This is a genomic window from Phascolarctobacterium faecium (assembly GCF_003945365.1).
GTDB lineage: Bacteria > Bacillota > Negativicutes > Acidaminococcales > Acidaminococcaceae > Phascolarctobacterium > Phascolarctobacterium faecium.
This window is the reverse complement of record NZ_AP019004.1, coordinates 685,696-701,644: the sequence shown is the minus strand read 5'-3', so window position 1 is coordinate 701,644 and position 15,949 is coordinate 685,696. Positions and strand designations below refer to the sequence as shown.

Annotated in this window: 28 protein-coding genes and 1 tRNA gene; 6 read left to right on the top strand and 23 right to left on the bottom strand. The window is 38.9% G+C overall.

Going from position 1 to position 15,949, the window contains the following annotated elements; genetic code table 11:
* Positions 1-9: 9 nt before the first annotated feature.
* The 17 genes from PFJ30894_RS03450 to PFJ30894_RS03380 form a co-directional block, all read right to left on the bottom strand.
* Positions 10-288 carry a zinc ribbon domain-containing protein gene (locus tag PFJ30894_RS03450; RefSeq protein WP_125669049.1) on the bottom strand — a complete coding sequence of 93 codons (279 nt, stop codon included), beginning with the start codon at positions 286-288 and terminating at the stop codon, positions 10-12.
* 6 nt (positions 289-294) lie between these two features.
* Positions 295-591 carry a hypothetical protein gene (locus tag PFJ30894_RS03445; RefSeq protein ID WP_125669048.1) on the bottom strand — a complete coding sequence of 99 codons (297 nt, stop codon included), beginning with the start codon at positions 589-591 and terminating at the stop codon, positions 295-297.
* A gap of 592 nt (positions 592-1,183) precedes the next feature.
* Positions 1,184-1,345 carry a hypothetical protein gene (locus tag PFJ30894_RS11785; protein ID WP_167457014.1) on the bottom strand — a complete coding sequence of 54 codons (162 nt, stop codon included), beginning with the start codon at positions 1,343-1,345 and terminating at the stop codon, positions 1,184-1,186.
* Between the two features lie 3 nt (positions 1,346-1,348).
* Positions 1,349-1,663 carry a hypothetical protein gene (locus PFJ30894_RS03440; RefSeq protein WP_125669047.1) on the bottom strand — a complete coding sequence of 105 codons (315 nt, stop codon included), beginning with the start codon at positions 1,661-1,663 and terminating at the stop codon, positions 1,349-1,351.
* Positions 1,664-2,131: a hypothetical protein gene (locus PFJ30894_RS03435; RefSeq protein ID WP_125669046.1), complete on the bottom strand. Its 468-nt coding sequence runs from the start codon at positions 2,129-2,131 to the stop codon at positions 1,664-1,666.
* An 11-nt stretch (positions 2,132-2,142) separates the two neighbouring features.
* Entirely contained in the window at positions 2,143-2,565 is a 423-nt protein-coding gene (locus PFJ30894_RS03430) for a DUF1064 domain-containing protein (RefSeq protein WP_125669045.1), read from the bottom strand.
* Positions 2,562-2,768, bottom strand: coding sequence for a hypothetical protein (locus PFJ30894_RS03425; protein ID WP_125669044.1), 207 nt, complete (start codon positions 2,766-2,768; stop codon positions 2,562-2,564). The genes PFJ30894_RS03430 and PFJ30894_RS03425 overlap by 4 nt, the downstream gene beginning before the upstream one ends.
* Positions 2,769-3,204: 436 nt before the next feature.
* Complete coding sequence (locus PFJ30894_RS03420; RefSeq protein ID WP_125669043.1) at positions 3,205-4,026, bottom strand: bactofilin family protein; 822 nt, start codon at positions 4,024-4,026, stop codon at positions 3,205-3,207.
* 13 nt (positions 4,027-4,039) lie between these two features.
* Positions 4,040-4,690: a hypothetical protein gene (locus tag PFJ30894_RS03415; RefSeq protein ID WP_125669042.1), complete on the bottom strand. Its 651-nt coding sequence runs from the start codon at positions 4,688-4,690 to the stop codon at positions 4,040-4,042.
* A 10-nt stretch (positions 4,691-4,700) separates the two neighbouring features.
* On the bottom strand, positions 4,701-5,405 hold the full coding sequence (locus tag PFJ30894_RS03410) for a cyclic nucleotide-binding domain-containing protein (protein ID WP_125669041.1): 705 nt from the start codon (positions 5,403-5,405) through the stop codon (positions 4,701-4,703).
* Between the two features lie 10 nt (positions 5,406-5,415).
* On the bottom strand, positions 5,416-5,691 hold the full coding sequence (locus tag PFJ30894_RS03405) for a hypothetical protein (RefSeq protein ID WP_125669040.1): 276 nt from the start codon (positions 5,689-5,691) through the stop codon (positions 5,416-5,418).
* Positions 5,684-5,944, bottom strand: a complete 261-nt coding sequence (locus PFJ30894_RS03400) for a hypothetical protein (RefSeq protein ID WP_125669039.1) — start codon at positions 5,942-5,944, stop codon at positions 5,684-5,686. Before PFJ30894_RS03400 ends, PFJ30894_RS03405 begins: the two co-directional genes overlap by 8 nt.
* A gap of 2 nt (positions 5,945-5,946) precedes the next feature.
* Positions 5,947-6,474 (bottom strand): hypothetical protein, encoded by a 528-nt coding sequence (locus tag PFJ30894_RS03395; RefSeq protein WP_125669038.1) that lies wholly within the window; start codon positions 6,472-6,474, stop codon positions 5,947-5,949.
* Complete coding sequence (locus PFJ30894_RS03390; RefSeq protein WP_125669037.1) at positions 6,471-7,379, bottom strand: ATP-binding protein; 909 nt, start codon at positions 7,377-7,379, stop codon at positions 6,471-6,473. The genes PFJ30894_RS03395 and PFJ30894_RS03390 overlap by 4 nt, the downstream gene beginning before the upstream one ends.
* A complete protein-coding gene (locus PFJ30894_RS12020; RefSeq protein ID WP_269461229.1) occupies positions 7,379-7,507 on the bottom strand; it encodes a hypothetical protein in 129 nt (42 codons plus the stop codon). The genes PFJ30894_RS03390 and PFJ30894_RS12020 overlap by 1 nt, the downstream gene beginning before the upstream one ends.
* A gap of 12 nt (positions 7,508-7,519) precedes the next feature.
* Complete coding sequence (locus PFJ30894_RS03385) at positions 7,520-7,717, bottom strand: hypothetical protein (RefSeq protein WP_125669036.1); 198 nt, start codon at positions 7,715-7,717, stop codon at positions 7,520-7,522.
* Between the two features lie 129 nt (positions 7,718-7,846).
* A complete protein-coding gene (locus tag PFJ30894_RS03380; RefSeq protein ID WP_125669035.1) occupies positions 7,847-8,023 on the bottom strand; it encodes a helix-turn-helix domain-containing protein in 177 nt (58 codons plus the stop codon).
* A 117-nt stretch (positions 8,024-8,140) separates the two neighbouring features.
* Between PFJ30894_RS03380 and PFJ30894_RS11780 the strand changes: the two genes are divergently transcribed.
* Entirely contained in the window at positions 8,141-8,284 is a 144-nt protein-coding gene (locus PFJ30894_RS11780; RefSeq protein WP_167457013.1) for a hypothetical protein, read from the top strand.
* Here PFJ30894_RS11780 and PFJ30894_RS03375 read toward each other — a convergent pair.
* The 5 genes from PFJ30894_RS03375 to PFJ30894_RS03355 all read right to left on the bottom strand — a co-directional run bounded on the left by PFJ30894_RS03375 (position 8,265) and on the right by PFJ30894_RS03355 (position 9,756).
* On the bottom strand, positions 8,265-8,474 hold the full coding sequence (locus PFJ30894_RS03375; RefSeq protein ID WP_125669034.1) for a hypothetical protein: 210 nt from the start codon (positions 8,472-8,474) through the stop codon (positions 8,265-8,267). The two genes, PFJ30894_RS11780 and PFJ30894_RS03375, sit on opposite strands and share 20 nt — an antisense overlap.
* Positions 8,475-8,562: 88 nt before the next feature.
* Positions 8,563-8,745, bottom strand: coding sequence for a hypothetical protein (locus tag PFJ30894_RS03370; protein WP_125669033.1), 183 nt, complete (start codon positions 8,743-8,745; stop codon positions 8,563-8,565).
* The gene (locus PFJ30894_RS03365) at positions 8,742-9,173 is read right to left on the bottom strand and encodes a hypothetical protein (protein ID WP_125669032.1); all 432 of its coding nucleotides are present in this window, start codon (positions 9,171-9,173) and stop codon (positions 8,742-8,744) included. Before PFJ30894_RS03365 ends, PFJ30894_RS03370 begins: the two co-directional genes overlap by 4 nt.
* A gap of 36 nt (positions 9,174-9,209) precedes the next feature.
* The gene (locus PFJ30894_RS03360) at positions 9,210-9,557 is read right to left on the bottom strand and encodes a hypothetical protein (RefSeq protein WP_125669031.1); all 348 of its coding nucleotides are present in this window, start codon (positions 9,555-9,557) and stop codon (positions 9,210-9,212) included.
* Positions 9,529-9,756, bottom strand: coding sequence for a helix-turn-helix domain-containing protein (locus PFJ30894_RS03355; protein ID WP_125669030.1), 228 nt, complete (start codon positions 9,754-9,756; stop codon positions 9,529-9,531). The genes PFJ30894_RS03360 and PFJ30894_RS03355 overlap by 29 nt, the downstream gene beginning before the upstream one ends.
* Positions 9,757-9,905: 149 nt before the next feature.
* Here PFJ30894_RS03355 and PFJ30894_RS03350 point away from each other — a divergent pair, with 149 nt between their 5' ends.
* The 4 genes from PFJ30894_RS03350 to PFJ30894_RS03335 all read left to right on the top strand — a co-directional run bounded on the left by PFJ30894_RS03350 (position 9,906) and on the right by PFJ30894_RS03335 (position 13,907).
* On the top strand, positions 9,906-10,526 hold the full coding sequence (locus PFJ30894_RS03350) for a LexA family protein (protein WP_125669029.1): 621 nt from the start codon (positions 9,906-9,908) through the stop codon (positions 10,524-10,526).
* Between the two features lie 18 nt (positions 10,527-10,544).
* On the top strand, positions 10,545-12,167 hold the full coding sequence (locus tag PFJ30894_RS03345) for a hypothetical protein (RefSeq protein WP_125669028.1): 1,623 nt from the start codon (positions 10,545-10,547) through the stop codon (positions 12,165-12,167).
* A 13-nt stretch (positions 12,168-12,180) separates the two neighbouring features.
* Complete coding sequence (locus tag PFJ30894_RS03340) at positions 12,181-12,729, top strand: surface-adhesin E family protein (RefSeq protein ID WP_125669027.1); 549 nt, start codon at positions 12,181-12,183, stop codon at positions 12,727-12,729.
* Between the two features lie 80 nt (positions 12,730-12,809).
* Positions 12,810-13,907, top strand: coding sequence for a tyrosine-type recombinase/integrase (locus PFJ30894_RS03335; RefSeq protein ID WP_125669026.1), 1,098 nt, complete (start codon positions 12,810-12,812; stop codon positions 13,905-13,907).
* A gap of 110 nt (positions 13,908-14,017) precedes the next feature.
* Here PFJ30894_RS03335 and PFJ30894_RS03330 read toward each other — a convergent pair.
* A tRNA-Ala gene (locus PFJ30894_RS03330) sits at positions 14,018-14,093 on the bottom strand.
* A 183-nt stretch (positions 14,094-14,276) separates the two neighbouring features.
* On the opposite strand from PFJ30894_RS03330, the gene PFJ30894_RS03325 reads away from it, so the two are divergent.
* Positions 14,277-15,620, top strand: coding sequence for an MATE family efflux transporter (locus PFJ30894_RS03325; RefSeq protein ID WP_125669025.1), 1,344 nt, complete (start codon positions 14,277-14,279; stop codon positions 15,618-15,620).
* Positions 15,621-15,949: the final 329 nt, after the last annotated feature.

Genomic DNA, 15,949 nt, shown 5'->3' with positions numbered 1-15,949 from the left:
CAACACCTTTCAATCATCACATATAGCTTGACCGCAGTATTTGCAATAATGAGCATCATCATCTACCTCACGTCCGCATACAGGACATGCCCAGCCTTTAGGTATTTGTTGTGGAAAAGGACAGTTTGGTATAAAATGCTCTTCGACTACCAAATTTACTTCTTGCGGTATCTGCTTTTGAGCAGCCGTCAATAAAGTTATATAAGCATCCCTTTTCTCATTCATAGGCATTTTCCAGATGATTGGTTTTAATAAAGCTATTGATCTTTCTAGCTTTAGTATGTTCATTCGGGTTCACTCCTTGTTAGAAAATTTACTTTCAAGCCAGCGTCTATTTGAAAGCATATCTTCAATCCAATTCAGCAAATCATTTTTATTGTAATACCAGCGGATCGTCCCGCATACGTCCACCGCTTCTGCCATTACGTGTTTTTTAGCATGATCCATAAGGTATTGGTAAAGCTTTCGTTCGTTAAACTTTCCCTTGGTCAGCGTTCTTTCTATGCACGCCATGATTTCTTTACCAGCCATAACGCCAGATATATAGCCTTGCTTCTTTAATTCTTTTATTTTAATATCACATGCGCTCATTTTTCTTCACCATCCTTTATCTCAATTAATGGACAATCTGTATTCCTACAGCTTTCTAAAACCTTAAAATTCTCTCGTGCGCCCTCGATATCTATACAAAGAATATTAGGCACTAATGCTTTGCCATTAACTTAACAATACTGCCCTCTTTCATCTATAAAAGGACACTTTAAGCAATTCTTAGGCATATCCATTTCTTTAATTGCTATCATGCTCTTCGTCCCTCTCATAGCCTTGGCAATAAGTTTGTCCATTCATTAATACAAAGCGACAGCAATTATAGCCATAACTATCTTTATAAGTGCATTCCCCATTACTATAATGCTTGCAATTAACCCACGGACAATATAGTACTCTCTGCTTTGAATATTCATCTCTAACGTGTATCTGTACTACTACGTTAGCCAATTTAATTATTTTCATGTTTTTCTAGCTCCGTTCTGTCAGCCCAAGTAATCCTACGCGATTTAAACTTAGTTGGCATAGACATAACAGTAAGCTGAATACAGTTGCTACATTCTGGGGTTTCGCTCAACTCACTGTCCTTTCTGTTATTAATGCATAAATAACAATAGTCTAAGTATTTCATTTTTTATTCCTCCATTCTTACCCAACGTTTTTTGTCCTTAGGCATAAATTCAGAAGGTCTAGCAAAACTGTATTTCTCATTAGGCTTACAGTTACCACAAATAAAACTTCCTAGGCATTTGCACTCATGGCACCAGCCTACGTACTTGATTTCAAGATTTTTCATAATTTACACCGCCTTTCTACATTCGTCACACAAATAGTCAAACTTTCCCAAAGTACCTTCCGGATACTCACTATCAACGTCGATAAGCCTTCCGCACTTGCAGCACTCACAAAACCACCCGTTTTCAAAGTAGACCTTTAACGGAAGATTATTGATACTGCCGTATTCGTCCGCCCACGGTAATCGGCTAACGTTGGCATCTAAAAAATCAATATCCAATTCGCTAGCCCCTTCTCGTTTTGCTTGACCTCTTGTTTTTCCGTATACAATAACGGCGTATCCATCACCGTCACGCTCCTTACAGCAATACGCTTTCATCTACTCCACCGCCTTTGCTAATTTAACGGGATATCGGCTCAAACTACGAATCATGTAGTGCATAAGCTCAACTTTACGGCCGATGTTTAGCGTCATATGTCCTGACTTCTTCAATTCTATTATCTTAGCATTTTCCGGATTATATCCCAGTATCCCAATACCATGCGATATATGGCGGTAAATTTCTTCTTTTGCACTCGGATTATACAAAAGCTCTGTTGGTAAAACTAAATAATTATAATTGCCACAAAAAGATAGTTTTGCCTTACTTTTCATATCCGATAAGCTTACCTTAATTTCATACGATTTGAATTCATTTTTACTATTCATAGTCATAAAATCTACATATTCATCACCATAACCAGCACCCAGGCAAACTTCATAGCAACCATATACGCCAGCCTGATCAGCTTTGGCATAATACAACAGCGCTTTTTTAATTTCTTTTGTCAGTTCCGTTTCAGCCATTTCAACATCTCCTATTCTTCTCGAAAGTCAATATCCGGGTACTTATATAGCAGCATCTTCTTTTTGATCATATACACCTGCGTCCGCATCCCTTTCGTATCGACGTAATATATATGCCCGTCAGCTTCCGTCACCTTAAAATCAGCTCGATAAATAATCGGCCTTATCTTTTTACCGTCTCTCTTATAACCAGGCTGTAAAACAAATTTTGGCTGTAGTTCAACCTCTTTTACTGTACCTTCGCGCATCATCCAGTGTAACTGCCAGTAATAGTCAGCTTCTTTTTCGCTGTCGAAACGGATACCGTCTACCTCGGTAACTCTATTGCCATATTTCAGTTTGGATTCTGTCCCTGGTAAATTCGCCGGCGCCGTTACGCTGTCCGAACGTATTTTACTTACAAGGTGTGCCGGCAGTTCATTCCACGTCGTCATTGGTACATCGCCAAAGCATCTTCAAGATCTTCCTTTTCTCTCCGATACCGAGCTACTTTCCCACCGAGCTGGCTATTCTTCCGACGCAGATGTTTGAGTTCAGTCAGTATCTGCATAAGTACTGGTTTCAATACTGGTACATACTGATCGCCTGGTTCTTTTTCAATTAGTGCCATCATAATTTTTATATTTATTGGTTTCATAGTTTCCAACTCCTTATATTTAAAAGGCCGCCCCCTACGGGCTAATCACCTCCGCAGGGGTATACTTCCCTTTATGCTTGTATATAGTTAGTATGCGCGGCCGTTTTAACTTATCGCCAGATCTGCCACTCTACAAAAACCTCAGCTAAAGCACAACCGAGCTGCCATAGGAAACCTGCAGCAAAGATAAATAATAATGTGTATACTGTTTCACACTTAGTCATTGTGCTTCAGTCCCTTCATGACTTATACTAATATCTTCCAAAGATCTCAAATTCTCGAAGTTTTGAATTGTCTCCCGTGCCTTCCCGGCCCGCGGATCATCTGACCACATCAAGCAGCTCGGGCAAATATGCACCTCAAAATATCGACCTCTGGTTACATGACTACCCGCCGTTGTATCCTTATGGCATATATCGCAATTCATAATCTCACCTCAAAATGGTTCTGACTTATTAGTGTTCAGCTTGTCAAAATGTTCTTCGCCTAAAATCTGTAGTTCTGCCATATCTGCAGCAAGGTTATACATTTTTGCGTGCTTATTATTTCCATGTGTATCGGTAACCTTAGCTCTAAATTCGGCAATAGTCCCTAAGAAACAACCACAAGACACTGTTATACCTTTGTCTTTATTTTTGAAAAATGTCGTAAAACTAAATCTACTACCAATGCGACCGATCAATAAATAGTCAGCGTTGCCGCACACCCTAGCGTTGCCGCACACCCTAGCGTCGCCGTACACCCTAGCGTTGCCGTACACCTTAGCGTTGCCGCACACCCTAGCGTTGCCGTACACCTCAGCGTTGCCGTACACCCAAGCGTCGCCGCACACCTCAGCGTTGCCGTACACCTTAGCGTCGCCGTACACCCTAGCGTTGCCGCACACCCTAGCGTCGCCGTACACCTCAGCGTTGCCGTACACCCAAGCGTCGCCGCACACCTTAGCGTCGCCGTACACCCAAGCGTCGTCGCACACCCAAGCGTCGCCGCACACCTTAGCGTCGCCGTACACCCTAGCGTCGCCGTACACCCTAGCGTCGTCGTACACCTCAGCGTTGCCGTACACCTTAGCGTCGCCGTACACCCTAGCGTCGTCGCACACCCAAGCGTCGCCATCTTGCGCTAAGTTATCTTCTTTTTCCACATATCCACCAAGTTCACCAGCTTCAACACTTCCAAAGCTAATTAAAGCCTTAATCCTAAATAATTTCTTGCCCCATTGTTCTATAAACTCTGCTGTCAACTCATACTTTTTCATAGTTACCGCTCCTTTAAACTTTAGCTAAATCACCTTGACGACATGCTGACCGTTTTGGTACTACATCAGGCACTACCGGATGATATTTATAACACCGTTCACGATCAGCTACCACATAAGTAAATCCGCTTTCTTTATCTACTCTCAAAAACGGTTGATGTCCGCTGTATGGGCAATCAACAGTGTTAATACATTCAGCGCATTTTCGTTCGACGTCTGCGATAAAGCTGATATCGTTGTAATTACGCTTTATAAAGCTATCATCGGCGTCAGGGAAAATCCTCTTTGCTGCAGCTCTAACTTTCTCACTTATTGGCTGCCGTAGTTCGTCAAATGTTTTACCGGCAGCAAGATCAGCAAACAACTTTTTAACAAACTCATTTGCCGCTTTAGAATTACGCTCAATAGCTTTCTTTTCTGCGCCAATTTTATTCTGCCGGACTATAGACAGCGCTGTATTGATGTCGAACCACGTTGCCCAGCGCGTATTGTTATTAGCTACCCACTCAACAGCTTCCGCCCAATCATTGACCTGTGTATACTTGTATTGTTCCAACGTTTTAGCCATAAAGTTTTCCCGCTGCACATCATTCATCGGTGGTGGAGTTAAGCCAGCTGCTCGCCATACCACAAACGCAGCCTCTATATCGCCTATATCAAGCATTCAAATCACCTCACCATGCCCATTCTTTTTTCTGCTCTGTAACACGTATCTCATCTTCCCAACGCCTGTCCTGCAAGAAGGTTTCAGGGTATGGAATATAAGCCCCGTTGTTCTCTTTCCAACGGCTTGTCTGTTTATACCGCTCAACAGCAGCTATGATTTTTTCGTACAGCTCCACACAAGGATCAACCAGCTTGTTCCACTCGATTTTAGCTACAGGCTTTTTTACCTTCACTGGGTATGCTTCCCAAAATCGGGCAAAATATTCTTCCCGCTCACAATCAGGCGCTTCTTGTTTCTTTTCGTTTTGTTTATTATTAATAATATTATTTATATATACTTTCTTCTCCGCGCGAGATTGTGTTACAGGTTGTGTATCAGTTTGTGTTACAAGTTGTGTTACAGGTTGTGTATCAGTTTGTGTTCGGTATACGATACACAAATCAAATATCTGATAAAAACCTGATCGACTACCTTTGCCGCCCTGGTATGAAATCAGCCCCATCTGAATTAGAGTATTCCTATGCCTACTTAATTCAGTCCGAGAAATTCCACACACCGATTGCAGCATCGTGCTGGACACGGTAAACTCTTTTTGCCATCCGCCTAAATTGTTAAAGTGCAATAATGCCATATACAAATCAGCAGCTCGGCTATTAAGTTGGTTGAGTAACCGCCAGCTCCAAAACGCATTCATCTGTGCAACGTAGTTCATAATAATCCTTTCAGTCGTCTAAATAATTTCTTCCGATAATCTTCATAAATTCTTCTCTGCTGTGTTCAAGCTCAAAAACCATTTGGCACTCTACCTTTAACAAAGTCCCCAGTTCACTGCCATCATGCACAGCATTGTGGCAACGCCAGCACAGCCAACAGGTAAAACCGTTTTTATCGCTAATTTTCCGCTTGCCGGTACCATAGTAAATATGGTGCAAATGAAGTCCTGTTTCTATCCCACAGTTATAACAATATTTTCCTGTCTGCATGATACTCTTAGCCATGCTTTGCTACTTTCCTCAACAAGCTCAAAGAGTAACCAACCATTTTAGTCATAAGTTTTGTTGTACATCCAGTTTCCATTTCTAACGAAAGCATTAGGTGAGCAATGTATGCCGCAGTTCGTGCGTGTAAGTCAGCAAGATTTTCAAACTCCCCGGATATAATAACGTTCCCTTCTATCATCACAAATAAAGGCTCATTTTTTTCCAGCTTTTCTGTCAATATTTTCAGGACATGCTCTTTTTCTTTTTTCATTATTATTTCCCCCATTCTGCCAGCATAAGCGCCCTATCAGCATCGGAAATAAGGTTTATACCAATTTCCTTAGCATCGTTAATCGTTCCATCTAATAACCGACTAAATTCAAGCGTATTATAAGTACTACTGCCAAAATAACATTGTAGCTGCTTACCAGTCTGCCCATTGACAGTAACTTCGCCAAGATCCTTAACAGTACGCCATTGAGCTTTAAATCGCTCTGCAGCATTAGCTTTTGCAATTATATGCGTAAATACTCCATATCTACCCAACATTTCAAGATATAGCGCATCTTTATTTGTCCGTAGTTTAGCCGCCATTTCCTGTAACAAAAACCATAATGCCGCATTTGCATCAAGGCTACGTTGTTTTCTAATGATTTTTAATTCAAACTGCAATGGTTTTCCATCGTCAGCTTTCTTCTTTAATTCTGCAACCTCTTCCGCCTCTGACGATGAAAGCGGAATCACAACACTTGCCCCCTGCCATGTCTGAATCAGCTGAAGGTCTTTTACCGTGGTTTTCATTCCATTGCCTCTTCTGCTACTTCTATTGCATCAAGACACGCTTTTGCACAGGAATGCGCATTTTCATACTGTGGTTTTGAAAGAATAAATTTTAATCCTTCGATACCCATTTCTTCTACATTCTGCCAACCTGCGTTACCACGAACATAACATTTTGTACCATCAAATTTTACAAACTCAGTAGTTTTTACTGCAGCTTCTTCCTCTGGCACTTTAACTGGTTCATGTGCTATTGCCCCCTGCTCAATCCACTGCCGTATTTTAGCTCCTATTTCCGGGGTTATTACACCTACAGAATTATCAAAAAGACGTGTACGATCTTTGCTTGCCGTAGCCTCATGTTTTTCACGATCAATATCAAACATGATAGTAAATTCGTACTCCAACCCCTCACGTTGTACAGGAGCCATACCGACTTTTTTTATTTTCTTATCTTCGGTTTGAATATAATCTTGTTTGGACCGCATGGTCACAATAACATGCATTTTACTTTGCAAAATTGTCTGCACTAATTTATCATGCATTGGCGTAATATCTTTCCATGCAGCCCAAGAATTGCCCTTATATTTAGTTCTGGCAATTTGTTCTTGTTGCTCTAATAGCCCACCTGCTCCATTCCATACATGTGACAAACTATCAATGATCAACACATCATAACCAGCATTTTCAGCTTCTTTTATGGCATTGATGTAATTCGTAGTAGTAAAAGGCGGGACAATTTGCGCAACGTCATAATCATAAAGATCAGAATATAATTCGCCGCTACCATTTTCCGTATCTATCATAGCTATCTTTTCGCCTAACCCTTGTGCCATCAATAATGCGGAATATGTCTTACCGCTTCCAGATACACCACACAAAGCAATTTTTACATAGCTTCTTTTACGTTCTGCCTTTTTAAACATTACTTATTCCTCCCTTTACACCGCTCTGCACGTCTAAGCAATTTAACAGCCTGCTTTGCGGGGACTTTAGGCTCACCGTATGCTTGCTGAAGCGCACGAAAGGCCGCTAACTTTTCTTTCTCATTCATTTCTACGTCCTCCTAAAACTCTCTAAAAGTTTGACCGCCGCATCTACAGCGTGTATCCTCTATTGGCACTCTACATCCACAATGTACACATACAACGACTGGATATGGAGATGAACGGACTGGAAATTTAACTGGTTCTGAAAACGTCTTTTTTATTATTTCTACTGCAGTATTCAAACGATCGATTTTTTCCTGCTGTAACTTATCCATTTACAAATCTCCTTCGTTTTGCTAAAATAAAGGTGGACGCTAAACTTCGTAAAATTTACAGTCCACCTGAGCTATCGAAGCTGCAACTTCGGTAGCTCTTTTTCTTTTGCTTTGTCATAATCGCTCCTCCTAAACTAAATCAGATACTTCACAGTTCATTGCTGCTGCAATTTTCCTGAGTGTGGATAATGTCACGTCTTTACCATTTTCAATATCACGTAAATTCTTGTACCAAACACCACTGGCTTTAGCGACTTGATACCTTGACAATCCTTTTTGTTCACGAATTTGTTTAATTTTGTTCATCTTGACACCTCTTCCTATGGTTAGTATAATTACTATATATAGTGTGAACGTATATTCTGCTTTTCATTCTATCGTTCTCAACTATCTTAAGAATATTATGTAGAAAGGGGGGGATTTATGATGGCAAACACAAAACAAACATCAAAATCTGTAGCAAGCAAGGCATCCAAGATATTGAAAAACAATAACTACAGCAAAACATCTAAGTCTGTAGCTGGAAGCGCGCTCTCTCAGACTAAAACTACCGGCAAGAAGAAATAACTCTGGACAAGTTACTTTCTTCAAAGGATATGATGAACTCTGGATTAACATAAATTGTTTTACCTTCTGTTTTGACCTTAATAAATCCAGCTAGGACATCAGTATCCACTTCAAACTCTGTTTTGTCGAACTCATCACCGTTCGCAAGGCAGAGTTTGTTTGTTTTTATAAGACGTTTACCTTTGCTCATCTTAACACCCCTACAGTCACTACAGCAGCCATAATAGCAATGTATGTTCCGACAAATATTGCAGTAGTTGCTACGGTAAAATCTCTAATCATAAGCCTGCCACCTGCCCCATAGCGTAGCCAATATTGTAGATCATTCGTACTGCTACCAGAGCTGCTACTACAGTCAGCAACCACATAGCCGGATACCTTGCAATACTATCAAGTAAGTCTGCTGTTACATCAACCGCTGCTAAGTAAGCTAAGTGAATGTCTTTATAAATATTTTTCATTTTGCTACCTCTCTTTCTGATCCAATCAGTGCCAATAATGACTGTGCTGCTTCTCTACATTCTTTTATCATTCGGCTGCCAAGTTCGGTTTTACTTAGTGTCTTCTCTACCATCTCAGGCAGAAACTTTGACACGTCAGATACTTCTTTATGTACCCTTAATATCTTTATGCCCTCTGCATCATTAATCGGAACTAAACCGAAAATATCGCAAAATACAGGGTTTCGTTGCAGGTGTTGTACTCTAAGCCATGGAGTCCGATACATTTCAGTCATTTTTAACACAAGCCAATCAGGAACAACCCTGCCATCTAGTTCGTATTCTGCAAGACTACGTTCCGATACTATCAATAACATAGCTGCTTTAGGCCTTGTCATACCTGCAAAAAGTCGGGCATTTAAATAAGGGTTCATGCTGTTTTTTTGCATGTTGTAACTCTCCTTTCGTGATATTATTTCAAGTAATCAAACAGCCTGTTCAGCAAGTAGTTGAGCGGCTCGTTCTGCTTTACGCTTTTCGATACCTTTGCGTAACTCCTCTGCCCAGTTATCGGCAGATATTTGATCTTTCTTCCGATATTGTTTCATAGAAGCAGGCCTGCGTTTTGACTGATTGATTGCTTCCGCCTTCTTCCTGGCGTTTTCTTCATCCTGACGTCTAAAAAAATCTAAAAGTGTGTCCTCAAATACATACACCAGCGACCCTTTCTTACCACCGCCAGAATGAGGAAACTCACCTTTTGCCGCCCGGTCTTGCATCCCTCGGTACGAAAAGCCATGCTTTTCACAAAAGGCTTTTAGTGTCATTCGCATTACTTACAACTCCTTTCTGCTCACTCAGCAGATCATCAATAGTGCAACCTAGAATCTCCGATAGCTGTTTTAGTTTATCTGCACGTGGCATTACTTCACCCGACTCCCATTTCGCAACAGAAGATCTATCTATTTTTAATTTATCAGCAATATCTTGTTGCGTAAGACCTGCTCTATTTCTTGCTTCTTTCAAGTTCATTTTTTCACCACCTCTCTTTCCGTGAAGTTTCTTCACTATTCGAGTTTATTATATGTGCATTTACTCCACTTGTCAATACCTTTTGTGAATTTATTTCACGGCTTTAAATGTGAATTATAATCACATATAATATAATCGAGGTGGAAAATATGAACACTGCTGAAATTTTAAAATCATTGAGAGAGCAACATGGTCTTTCTCAGCAAGAAGTCGCTGATAAACTCGGAATAGACAGAACAACATATGTAAAATATGAAAGCGGAAGCAGTAAACCAGTACGTAAACTTTCTGAATTAGCCGCGTTATTTGGTGTTACTACAGATTATTTGCTTGGTAATGATGTAGATCCAAATAAACTATCGAACTATCTTGGTCCTGTTGTAGAAAATAAAAAAATACCAATCATTGGCTCCGTAAAATGCGGACCTAATGGATTGGCATATGAATATCTAGAAGGTTATGTTTTTGTTGATGATAGTCTTACCGGCGATGTTACAGCCTTTGTGTGTAAAGGTGATAGTATGAAAGATATCGGCATATCTGACGGCGATATTGCCATTGTAAGACGTCAATGTACTATCGAAAACGGTGAGCTTGCAGTAGTCATTATAAATGGTGAGGAAGGCACTCTAAAACGTGTCAGATATCACGATAATGTGATGATATTGGAAGCCGCTAATCCTGTTTACCCACCCAGAATTTTTTCTGGCAAAGAAATGAATGTAGTTAAAATTTTCGGCAAGGTTATCCAGGTTAGAAAAAATTTTTAAGAAATAGGGGATGATTTCATGGGATTTTTTTCTGCAAGCGAATCAGAAGTACAAGAATATATTGAAAGGCTTGTAGGATTAGCTGAAGTAGGAAAAATAAATCCTAATGATTTAGATCAATTAACAAGATTTGCAACAAGCGCATCATTTTCCAAAAAACAGTTACAAGAAGCGCAAGTTGTGGCCTGTGCCAGATTTTACAAGCAAGTTATGTCTGATGATATTTTAGACAATGCTGAGCTTGCAAATTTCAAATTGTTAATCGATTACTGTGCATATCTGCCAAAAGAAGTAAGAACAAAATTAATTTCAGCTATTGGCAACTTAAATTCAATATATAAAATAAAAACAAGTGGAGAATTACCTATTCTACCCGATAGCGCTGTAAATATTATGTTAAAACCTAATGAAGTTATTCATTTCGTTTCAGATGCATCCATGCGCAAAAAACGAAAAGTTACAAAAACCGTAAATTATAGAGGAATAACAACCAGTATAAAGATTTGTAAAGGCGTTAGATACCGGTTGGGATCTATTTCACCTACACGAGAAACTAATGAATTTTGGGAAGATGAAGATTATGGAAAATTCTTCATTACAAATCAACGTATAGGGTTTCTTGGTATAACAAAAAATTTTACAATTTCTATATCTAAGATATTATCTTTATCTTATGGTGAAGGCGGATTAAATATATTTAAAGAAGGACGACAAAACCCTTTTATTTTACATTTTCCGCCTTATGATCTTCCACTATATATAATTTCATCTTTAATTAATGGAATTGAACAAATTCCCCCTGAACAAATTCAGCCGCTACAAGCCAATTCTACTAACACTAATGACTTAGAAAATAATGAACCGAAACAATCTTTACCTAATCTTCAGATAAAGGATCAACCACCTATAAATAGAGAAAACAGTGGATGTTTCGGGTGTCTCAAAAAAATACTATATGGGATATTTATATTTGCGTTTTTGATAGGTCTTGCAAACAGTTGCGGGAAGTCGCCTTCAAATTCTGACCAAACTAAAACCCCTACTCCACAATCTATTCAAATACCCAATCTAACAGATCAACAATCAGCTAATGTAGCTTCTGTGTTAGCACAATGTGGCTTTGAAAATTATAAATTATCAGAGGATAAATCTTTAGATAACGCTACAGGAGCAGCTGAAAAAGGGTACAAAATTGAATATGGCGAACTAAATTACTATAATTTATTACTTGCACCAAATGGATCGGTTTATAAAATCACAAAATATGAATTTGATGTTTTTGCGAATGGTAAAGTCCAACATAACGCAAATGAATTTTATTTGAGTAGAAGTGATAAAGAATCATTAATGAAGATAGCAGAAACAGCAATAAAGAAAGAATTAGACGAAATGCAAGTTCCACATACAGACAAAATTGAGTATTGGGGCGTTTACGATTGGAGTTTTACTAAAAAGCCTGATAAAACTAAAATTAGTTCTTATTTTGTAATGACAAACGATGCAGGTGGGAAAAGACGCACTGATTTTTCCATGTATATTGATAACAAAACTAAAAATGTTTCTGATTTAACGTTTGACAAAAGCCGGGCCGATAAAATCCCGGAGAAAAAAGAATCTTTATTACACAAAATATTAAACTGACGAGGTACTTGAAATGAGGAAAATATTATTACTTACGCTTGCTTTATGTTTAGCTTTCTCCTCGCTCGCCTCTGCAGCTAGTTGGAAATGGCTAACGTCAACAGATGATGTTACAGTATCAATCAATACAGATAATATTACACGTGTAAACGGAATATACACAGTATGGGTGCAGATAAAATATGCTGATTATGCCCAAAAAAACTATAAAGGCGAAAAAATAGCCGTAACTTTAGAAAAAATGAATTTTAAACGAACCGAAATGGGCGACGAAGCCCGATCTCTTGAAATTATTGACTATAGTTCCAAAGGTAATTTTTTACGTAACACGAAAGGTTCTGAAACATGGGAAAGTGTTATCCCTAGTTCAATAGGTGAACAAATCTTTCAAGAAGTATTAAAATTACGTTCCGAGGCGGACAAAGCAGAGGATATTCAAATCCAAAAAGAAAAAGATGCAGAACAGACTCAAGCAGAAAAAGAAAAACGCAGCAAACAAAACAAAGAAAATACTAAAGTTGCAACTGACGTAGCACGTGCTGTTTTAGGTGGTTTATTCTAAAAAACAAAAAGCCGCTCCTAATGGAGCGGCAATATTTAAAACGCTTCACCAAACATACGTTTTAAAGGAGTTGATATTTTATGTCGCGCGTTCGAGCTAAAGGCGAAGGCTCAGTATATTTTGAAAAACAACGTCAAAAATGGCGTGTAAGAATAGTAACGCCAGCCGGTGTTATCCAGAAGCGTTTTGATTCACAGCAGGAAGCTATCGACTACAAAAACGAAGAAATAGCCAAAATCAAACAAAATGTCTATAATAAAGATGGTTTAGCTCCATTTGGACAATTTGTTATTAAATATCTTGCTGATTTTAAAACATATCCTACTGTATCAGAAGGAACAGAAATATTTTATCAGCGCCGGGCCAACAAAATAGCTCCTTTGGTAAAATATCCCATAAAAAATATAACAACTGAAATTTTACAGCACTACTTTTTGAGTTTAAAAAGTAGTCAAGATGACAAGCGCAAAACATATGAATTTTTAAAAATGGTATTTGCGTTTGCCGTATCCCGCCAAATAATTCAATTCAATCCTATGCTTGCGGTCCCCAAACCCGAACTAGCTTATAAAAACGAAGATGATGAACCTGAACCATTTTCACAGGAAGAAATCAAAACTATTTTAAATTACCTAAAATCAGATCACAACCAACATAAATACTATGTAATGATTTTGCTTGAAGTATCAACGGGCTGCCGTATCGGTGAGTTGTTAGGTATATTAAAAAAATGGTATAATTCTACCAATCAGCAGATAAAAATAAAAAAATCTGTAAAACAGGATAAAAACAATAAAACCATTCTAGGAAATACCAAAAACAGACAATCAATACGCACCTATGATCTAAGCCGTAAGTTATGCGATATCTTAGATGAATATATAGAACGCACTGAATATGCAAGCGAATATCTTTTCAGTACCCGCACAGGTACACCCATAAGCCGGAACAATATGCGTCGGACGTGGAAACGTATCCTAAGCGAGCTGAATATCCCCTACAGGCGCTTTCATTTTCTCAGGCATACATACATCACTGAAATGCTGGCACAAATGCCACTAGCAGATGTCAGTGCAGCCGTAGGACATAGCAAAATTGAAACAACCTTGAAATATGCACACAAGAAAAAAGGTAGCGGAAAAAAGCTTGCAGAAATTGCTGAAAATATGTATTACTAAAAGGTCAAAATAATTTACAAACTCCCATTCAACTCCCTTGACCCATTGAAAGGAAACTCCCATACAATAAAAAAAGCACTGCAAACTATTGCAGTGCCTACTTCTAACAGTGGTGGAGACAAGCGGGATCGAACCGCTGACCTCTTGAATGCCATTCAAGCGCTCTCCCAGCTGAGCTATGCCCCCAAGACAATTAAGATTATAATAGAAAACAGCCTTACTTGTCAATATAATTGTAAAATATAACTCAAAAATATTGCAGTAGGTTAAGCACCGTGCTATAATGTATGACGCAAGCAAAGACGCCTGCCTTCCTGGGTCAAATCTGCCTTCAGGAAGGCAGATTTATTTTTTCAGGAGTGTTTGACAATGCGTTCTATCGAAACTACCGCGGCCAAGCTTTCTGTTTTCAAAATGACCTGGCCGATTTTCATTGAAATTTTGCTGCAGATGATGGTCGGCAATGTAGATCAATTCATGCTCAGTCATTATTCTCAAAAATCCGTTGCTGCCGTTGGTAACGCCAATCAAATCATCAACATCGTTATTATTGCCCTCAGCGTAATAAGTATGGCCGCAACAATCCTGATTGCCCAATACCGTGGTGCCGGTAATAAGGAAAAAGTCACGGAAGTTTGTACCGTAGCTCTTTTAACAAACTTCATTTTCGGACTTATCATCAGTTCAATTCTGTTTTGTTTCGACAACTTCTTTCTTGATCTGCTGGCCGTACCTGATGACATCCGGTCTGAAGCCGGCTTATTTCTACGCTATATCGGCTTGTTCATAGTTGTCCAGGCAGTATACATCTCTTTTATTTCTTTTTTCCGCGGTTATTCACTGCTAAAAGTAACGATGATGACTTCTATCATCATGAATGTTATCAATATTATCTGTAATGTTTTCCTTATTCATGGCTTCGGGCCCATCCCCCCCTTGGGAGTATTGGGAGTGACTATTTCAACCAACAGCAGTAAAGTACTGGGTCTGCTGCTGATTCTATATTTTTTCCGTCGTTTTATCAATCTGCCCTTGTCTTTTAAATATCTTCGTCCTTTTCCCAAAAAAACTTTGCACAATATCCTCTATCTGGGTCTGCCTTCCGGCGGCGAGTCGCTTTCGTATCAGCTGTCGCAGATGGTGATTATGAAATTTGTCAATCTGATGGGTTTAGTAGTCATAACGACCAAAATATATGCCTATATCATTGCTATGTTCTCATACATTTATTCGCAGGCTCTGGCAATGGCGACGCAAATCATCGTTGGTTTTCTTCTAGGCCGCGGCGACCAGGAAGCAGTCAGCCAAAGAGTCTGGCAAACTGTACGGTTAGCGGTGCTGATCAGCGGTACCCTGACAACGCTCTTATATTTCAACAGCGACCATATCTATGGTATCTTTACTGATAACCCCAAAGTGCTGGAGTTGGGACGCCACATCTTTCTCATTGAAATTTTTCTGGAAATCGGCCGTGCCGTCAACATGGTTATGGTCATGTCACTGCAGGCTGCCGGTGACATCAAAGGTCCTGTAACAATAGGCTTGCTTTCCATGTGGCTGGTTTCCGTAGCAGGTGCCTACTTTTTTGGTATCGTCCTCGATTTTGGCTTGATAGGTATCTGGATCGCTATGATGATGGATGAATGTTTAAGGGCACTGATATTTATTTATCGCTGGCACAGTGGAGTCTGGCGGCACAAAAATCTTATTTAAAAGCAAAAAGAACGCAGATATTTTATCTGCGTTCTTTTTGCTTTTAAATTAATCTATATAGTTTTAATCTTATCAATTATTTTTAATAATAAAAATATAAATCGGTTAATTATTAAAAATTATTTATTTATTTTCAAATCACCAATTATTTATTTCTTTTAAATAAGTTATACAATGTTGATATTTCGTATCATTCATCTAAGAAATAAGTAAAATTCAGGTAAAACTTTTTGTAAAAATGAATAATTATAATAAATTTTACTTAAAAATGTTGCCGTTGCAACAGAGGAGATTTTCAAAATTTGCTATTCTGTTAACGCATTTTAAAA

Excerpts from the sequence above, each read along its gene's own strand:
- PFJ30894_RS03350 (WP_125669029.1), top strand. The coding sequence starts at position 9,906 with ATGAACACTGCTGAAATTTTAAAATCATTGAGAGAGCAACATGGTCTT.
- PFJ30894_RS03435 (WP_125669046.1), bottom strand. The coding sequence starts at position 2,131 with ATGGCTGAAACGGAACTGACAAAAGAAATTAAAAAAGCGCTGTTGTAT.
- PFJ30894_RS03430 (WP_125669045.1), bottom strand. The coding sequence starts at position 2,565 with ATGACGACGTGGAATGAACTGCCGGCACACCTTGTAAGTAAAATACGT.
- PFJ30894_RS03445 (WP_125669048.1), bottom strand. The coding sequence starts at position 591 with ATGAGCGCATGTGATATTAAAATAAAAGAATTAAAGAAGCAAGGCTAT.
- PFJ30894_RS03400 (WP_125669039.1), bottom strand. The coding sequence starts at position 5,944 with ATGAAAAAAGAAAAAGAGCATGTCCTGAAAATATTGACAGAAAAGCTG.
- PFJ30894_RS03380 (WP_125669035.1), bottom strand. The coding sequence starts at position 8,023 with ATGAACAAAATTAAACAAATTCGTGAACAAAAAGGATTGTCAAGGTAT.
- PFJ30894_RS03390 (WP_125669037.1), bottom strand. The coding sequence starts at position 7,379 with ATGTTTAAAAAGGCAGAACGTAAAAGAAGCTATGTAAAAATTGCTTTG.
- PFJ30894_RS11780 (WP_167457013.1), top strand. The coding sequence starts at position 8,141 with ATGATGGCAAACACAAAACAAACATCAAAATCTGTAGCAAGCAAGGCA.
- PFJ30894_RS12020 (WP_269461229.1), bottom strand. The coding sequence starts at position 7,507 with ATGAATGAGAAAGAAAAGTTAGCGGCCTTTCGTGCGCTTCAGCAAGCA.
- PFJ30894_RS03365 (WP_125669032.1), bottom strand. The coding sequence starts at position 9,173 with ATGCAAAAAAACAGCATGAACCCTTATTTAAATGCCCGACTTTTTGCA.
- PFJ30894_RS11785 (WP_167457014.1), bottom strand. The coding sequence starts at position 1,345 with ATGAAAAATCTTGAAATCAAGTACGTAGGCTGGTGCCATGAGTGCAAA.
- PFJ30894_RS03410 (WP_125669041.1), bottom strand. The coding sequence starts at position 5,405 with ATGAACTACGTTGCACAGATGAATGCGTTTTGGAGCTGGCGGTTACTC.
- PFJ30894_RS03440 (WP_125669047.1), bottom strand. The coding sequence starts at position 1,663 with ATGAAAGCGTATTGCTGTAAGGAGCGTGACGGTGATGGATACGCCGTT.
- PFJ30894_RS03450 (WP_125669049.1), bottom strand. The coding sequence starts at position 288 with ATGAACATACTAAAGCTAGAAAGATCAATAGCTTTATTAAAACCAATC.
- PFJ30894_RS03385 (WP_125669036.1), bottom strand. The coding sequence starts at position 7,717 with ATGGATAAGTTACAGCAGGAAAAAATCGATCGTTTGAATACTGCAGTA.
- PFJ30894_RS03395 (WP_125669038.1), bottom strand. The coding sequence starts at position 6,474 with ATGAAAACCACGGTAAAAGACCTTCAGCTGATTCAGACATGGCAGGGG.
- PFJ30894_RS03375 (WP_125669034.1), bottom strand. The coding sequence starts at position 8,474 with ATGAGCAAAGGTAAACGTCTTATAAAAACAAACAAACTCTGCCTTGCG.
- PFJ30894_RS03360 (WP_125669031.1), bottom strand. The coding sequence starts at position 9,557 with ATGCGAATGACACTAAAAGCCTTTTGTGAAAAGCATGGCTTTTCGTAC.
- PFJ30894_RS03370 (WP_125669033.1), bottom strand. The coding sequence starts at position 8,745 with ATGAAAAATATTTATAAAGACATTCACTTAGCTTACTTAGCAGCGGTT.
- PFJ30894_RS03425 (WP_125669044.1), bottom strand. The coding sequence starts at position 2,768 with ATGAAACCAATAAATATAAAAATTATGATGGCACTAATTGAAAAAGAA.
- PFJ30894_RS03335 (WP_125669026.1), top strand. The coding sequence starts at position 12,810 with ATGTCGCGCGTTCGAGCTAAAGGCGAAGGCTCAGTATATTTTGAAAAA.
- PFJ30894_RS03325 (WP_125669025.1), top strand. The coding sequence starts at position 14,277 with ATGCGTTCTATCGAAACTACCGCGGCCAAGCTTTCTGTTTTCAAAATG.
- PFJ30894_RS03345 (WP_125669028.1), top strand. The coding sequence starts at position 10,545 with ATGGGATTTTTTTCTGCAAGCGAATCAGAAGTACAAGAATATATTGAA.
- PFJ30894_RS03420 (WP_125669043.1), bottom strand. The coding sequence starts at position 4,026 with ATGAAAAAGTATGAGTTGACAGCAGAGTTTATAGAACAATGGGGCAAG.
- PFJ30894_RS03415 (WP_125669042.1), bottom strand. The coding sequence starts at position 4,690 with ATGCTTGATATAGGCGATATAGAGGCTGCGTTTGTGGTATGGCGAGCA.
- PFJ30894_RS03355 (WP_125669030.1), bottom strand. The coding sequence starts at position 9,756 with ATGAACTTGAAAGAAGCAAGAAATAGAGCAGGTCTTACGCAACAAGAT.
- PFJ30894_RS03340 (WP_125669027.1), top strand. The coding sequence starts at position 12,181 with ATGAGGAAAATATTATTACTTACGCTTGCTTTATGTTTAGCTTTCTCC.
- PFJ30894_RS03405 (WP_125669040.1), bottom strand. The coding sequence starts at position 5,691 with ATGGCTAAGAGTATCATGCAGACAGGAAAATATTGTTATAACTGTGGG.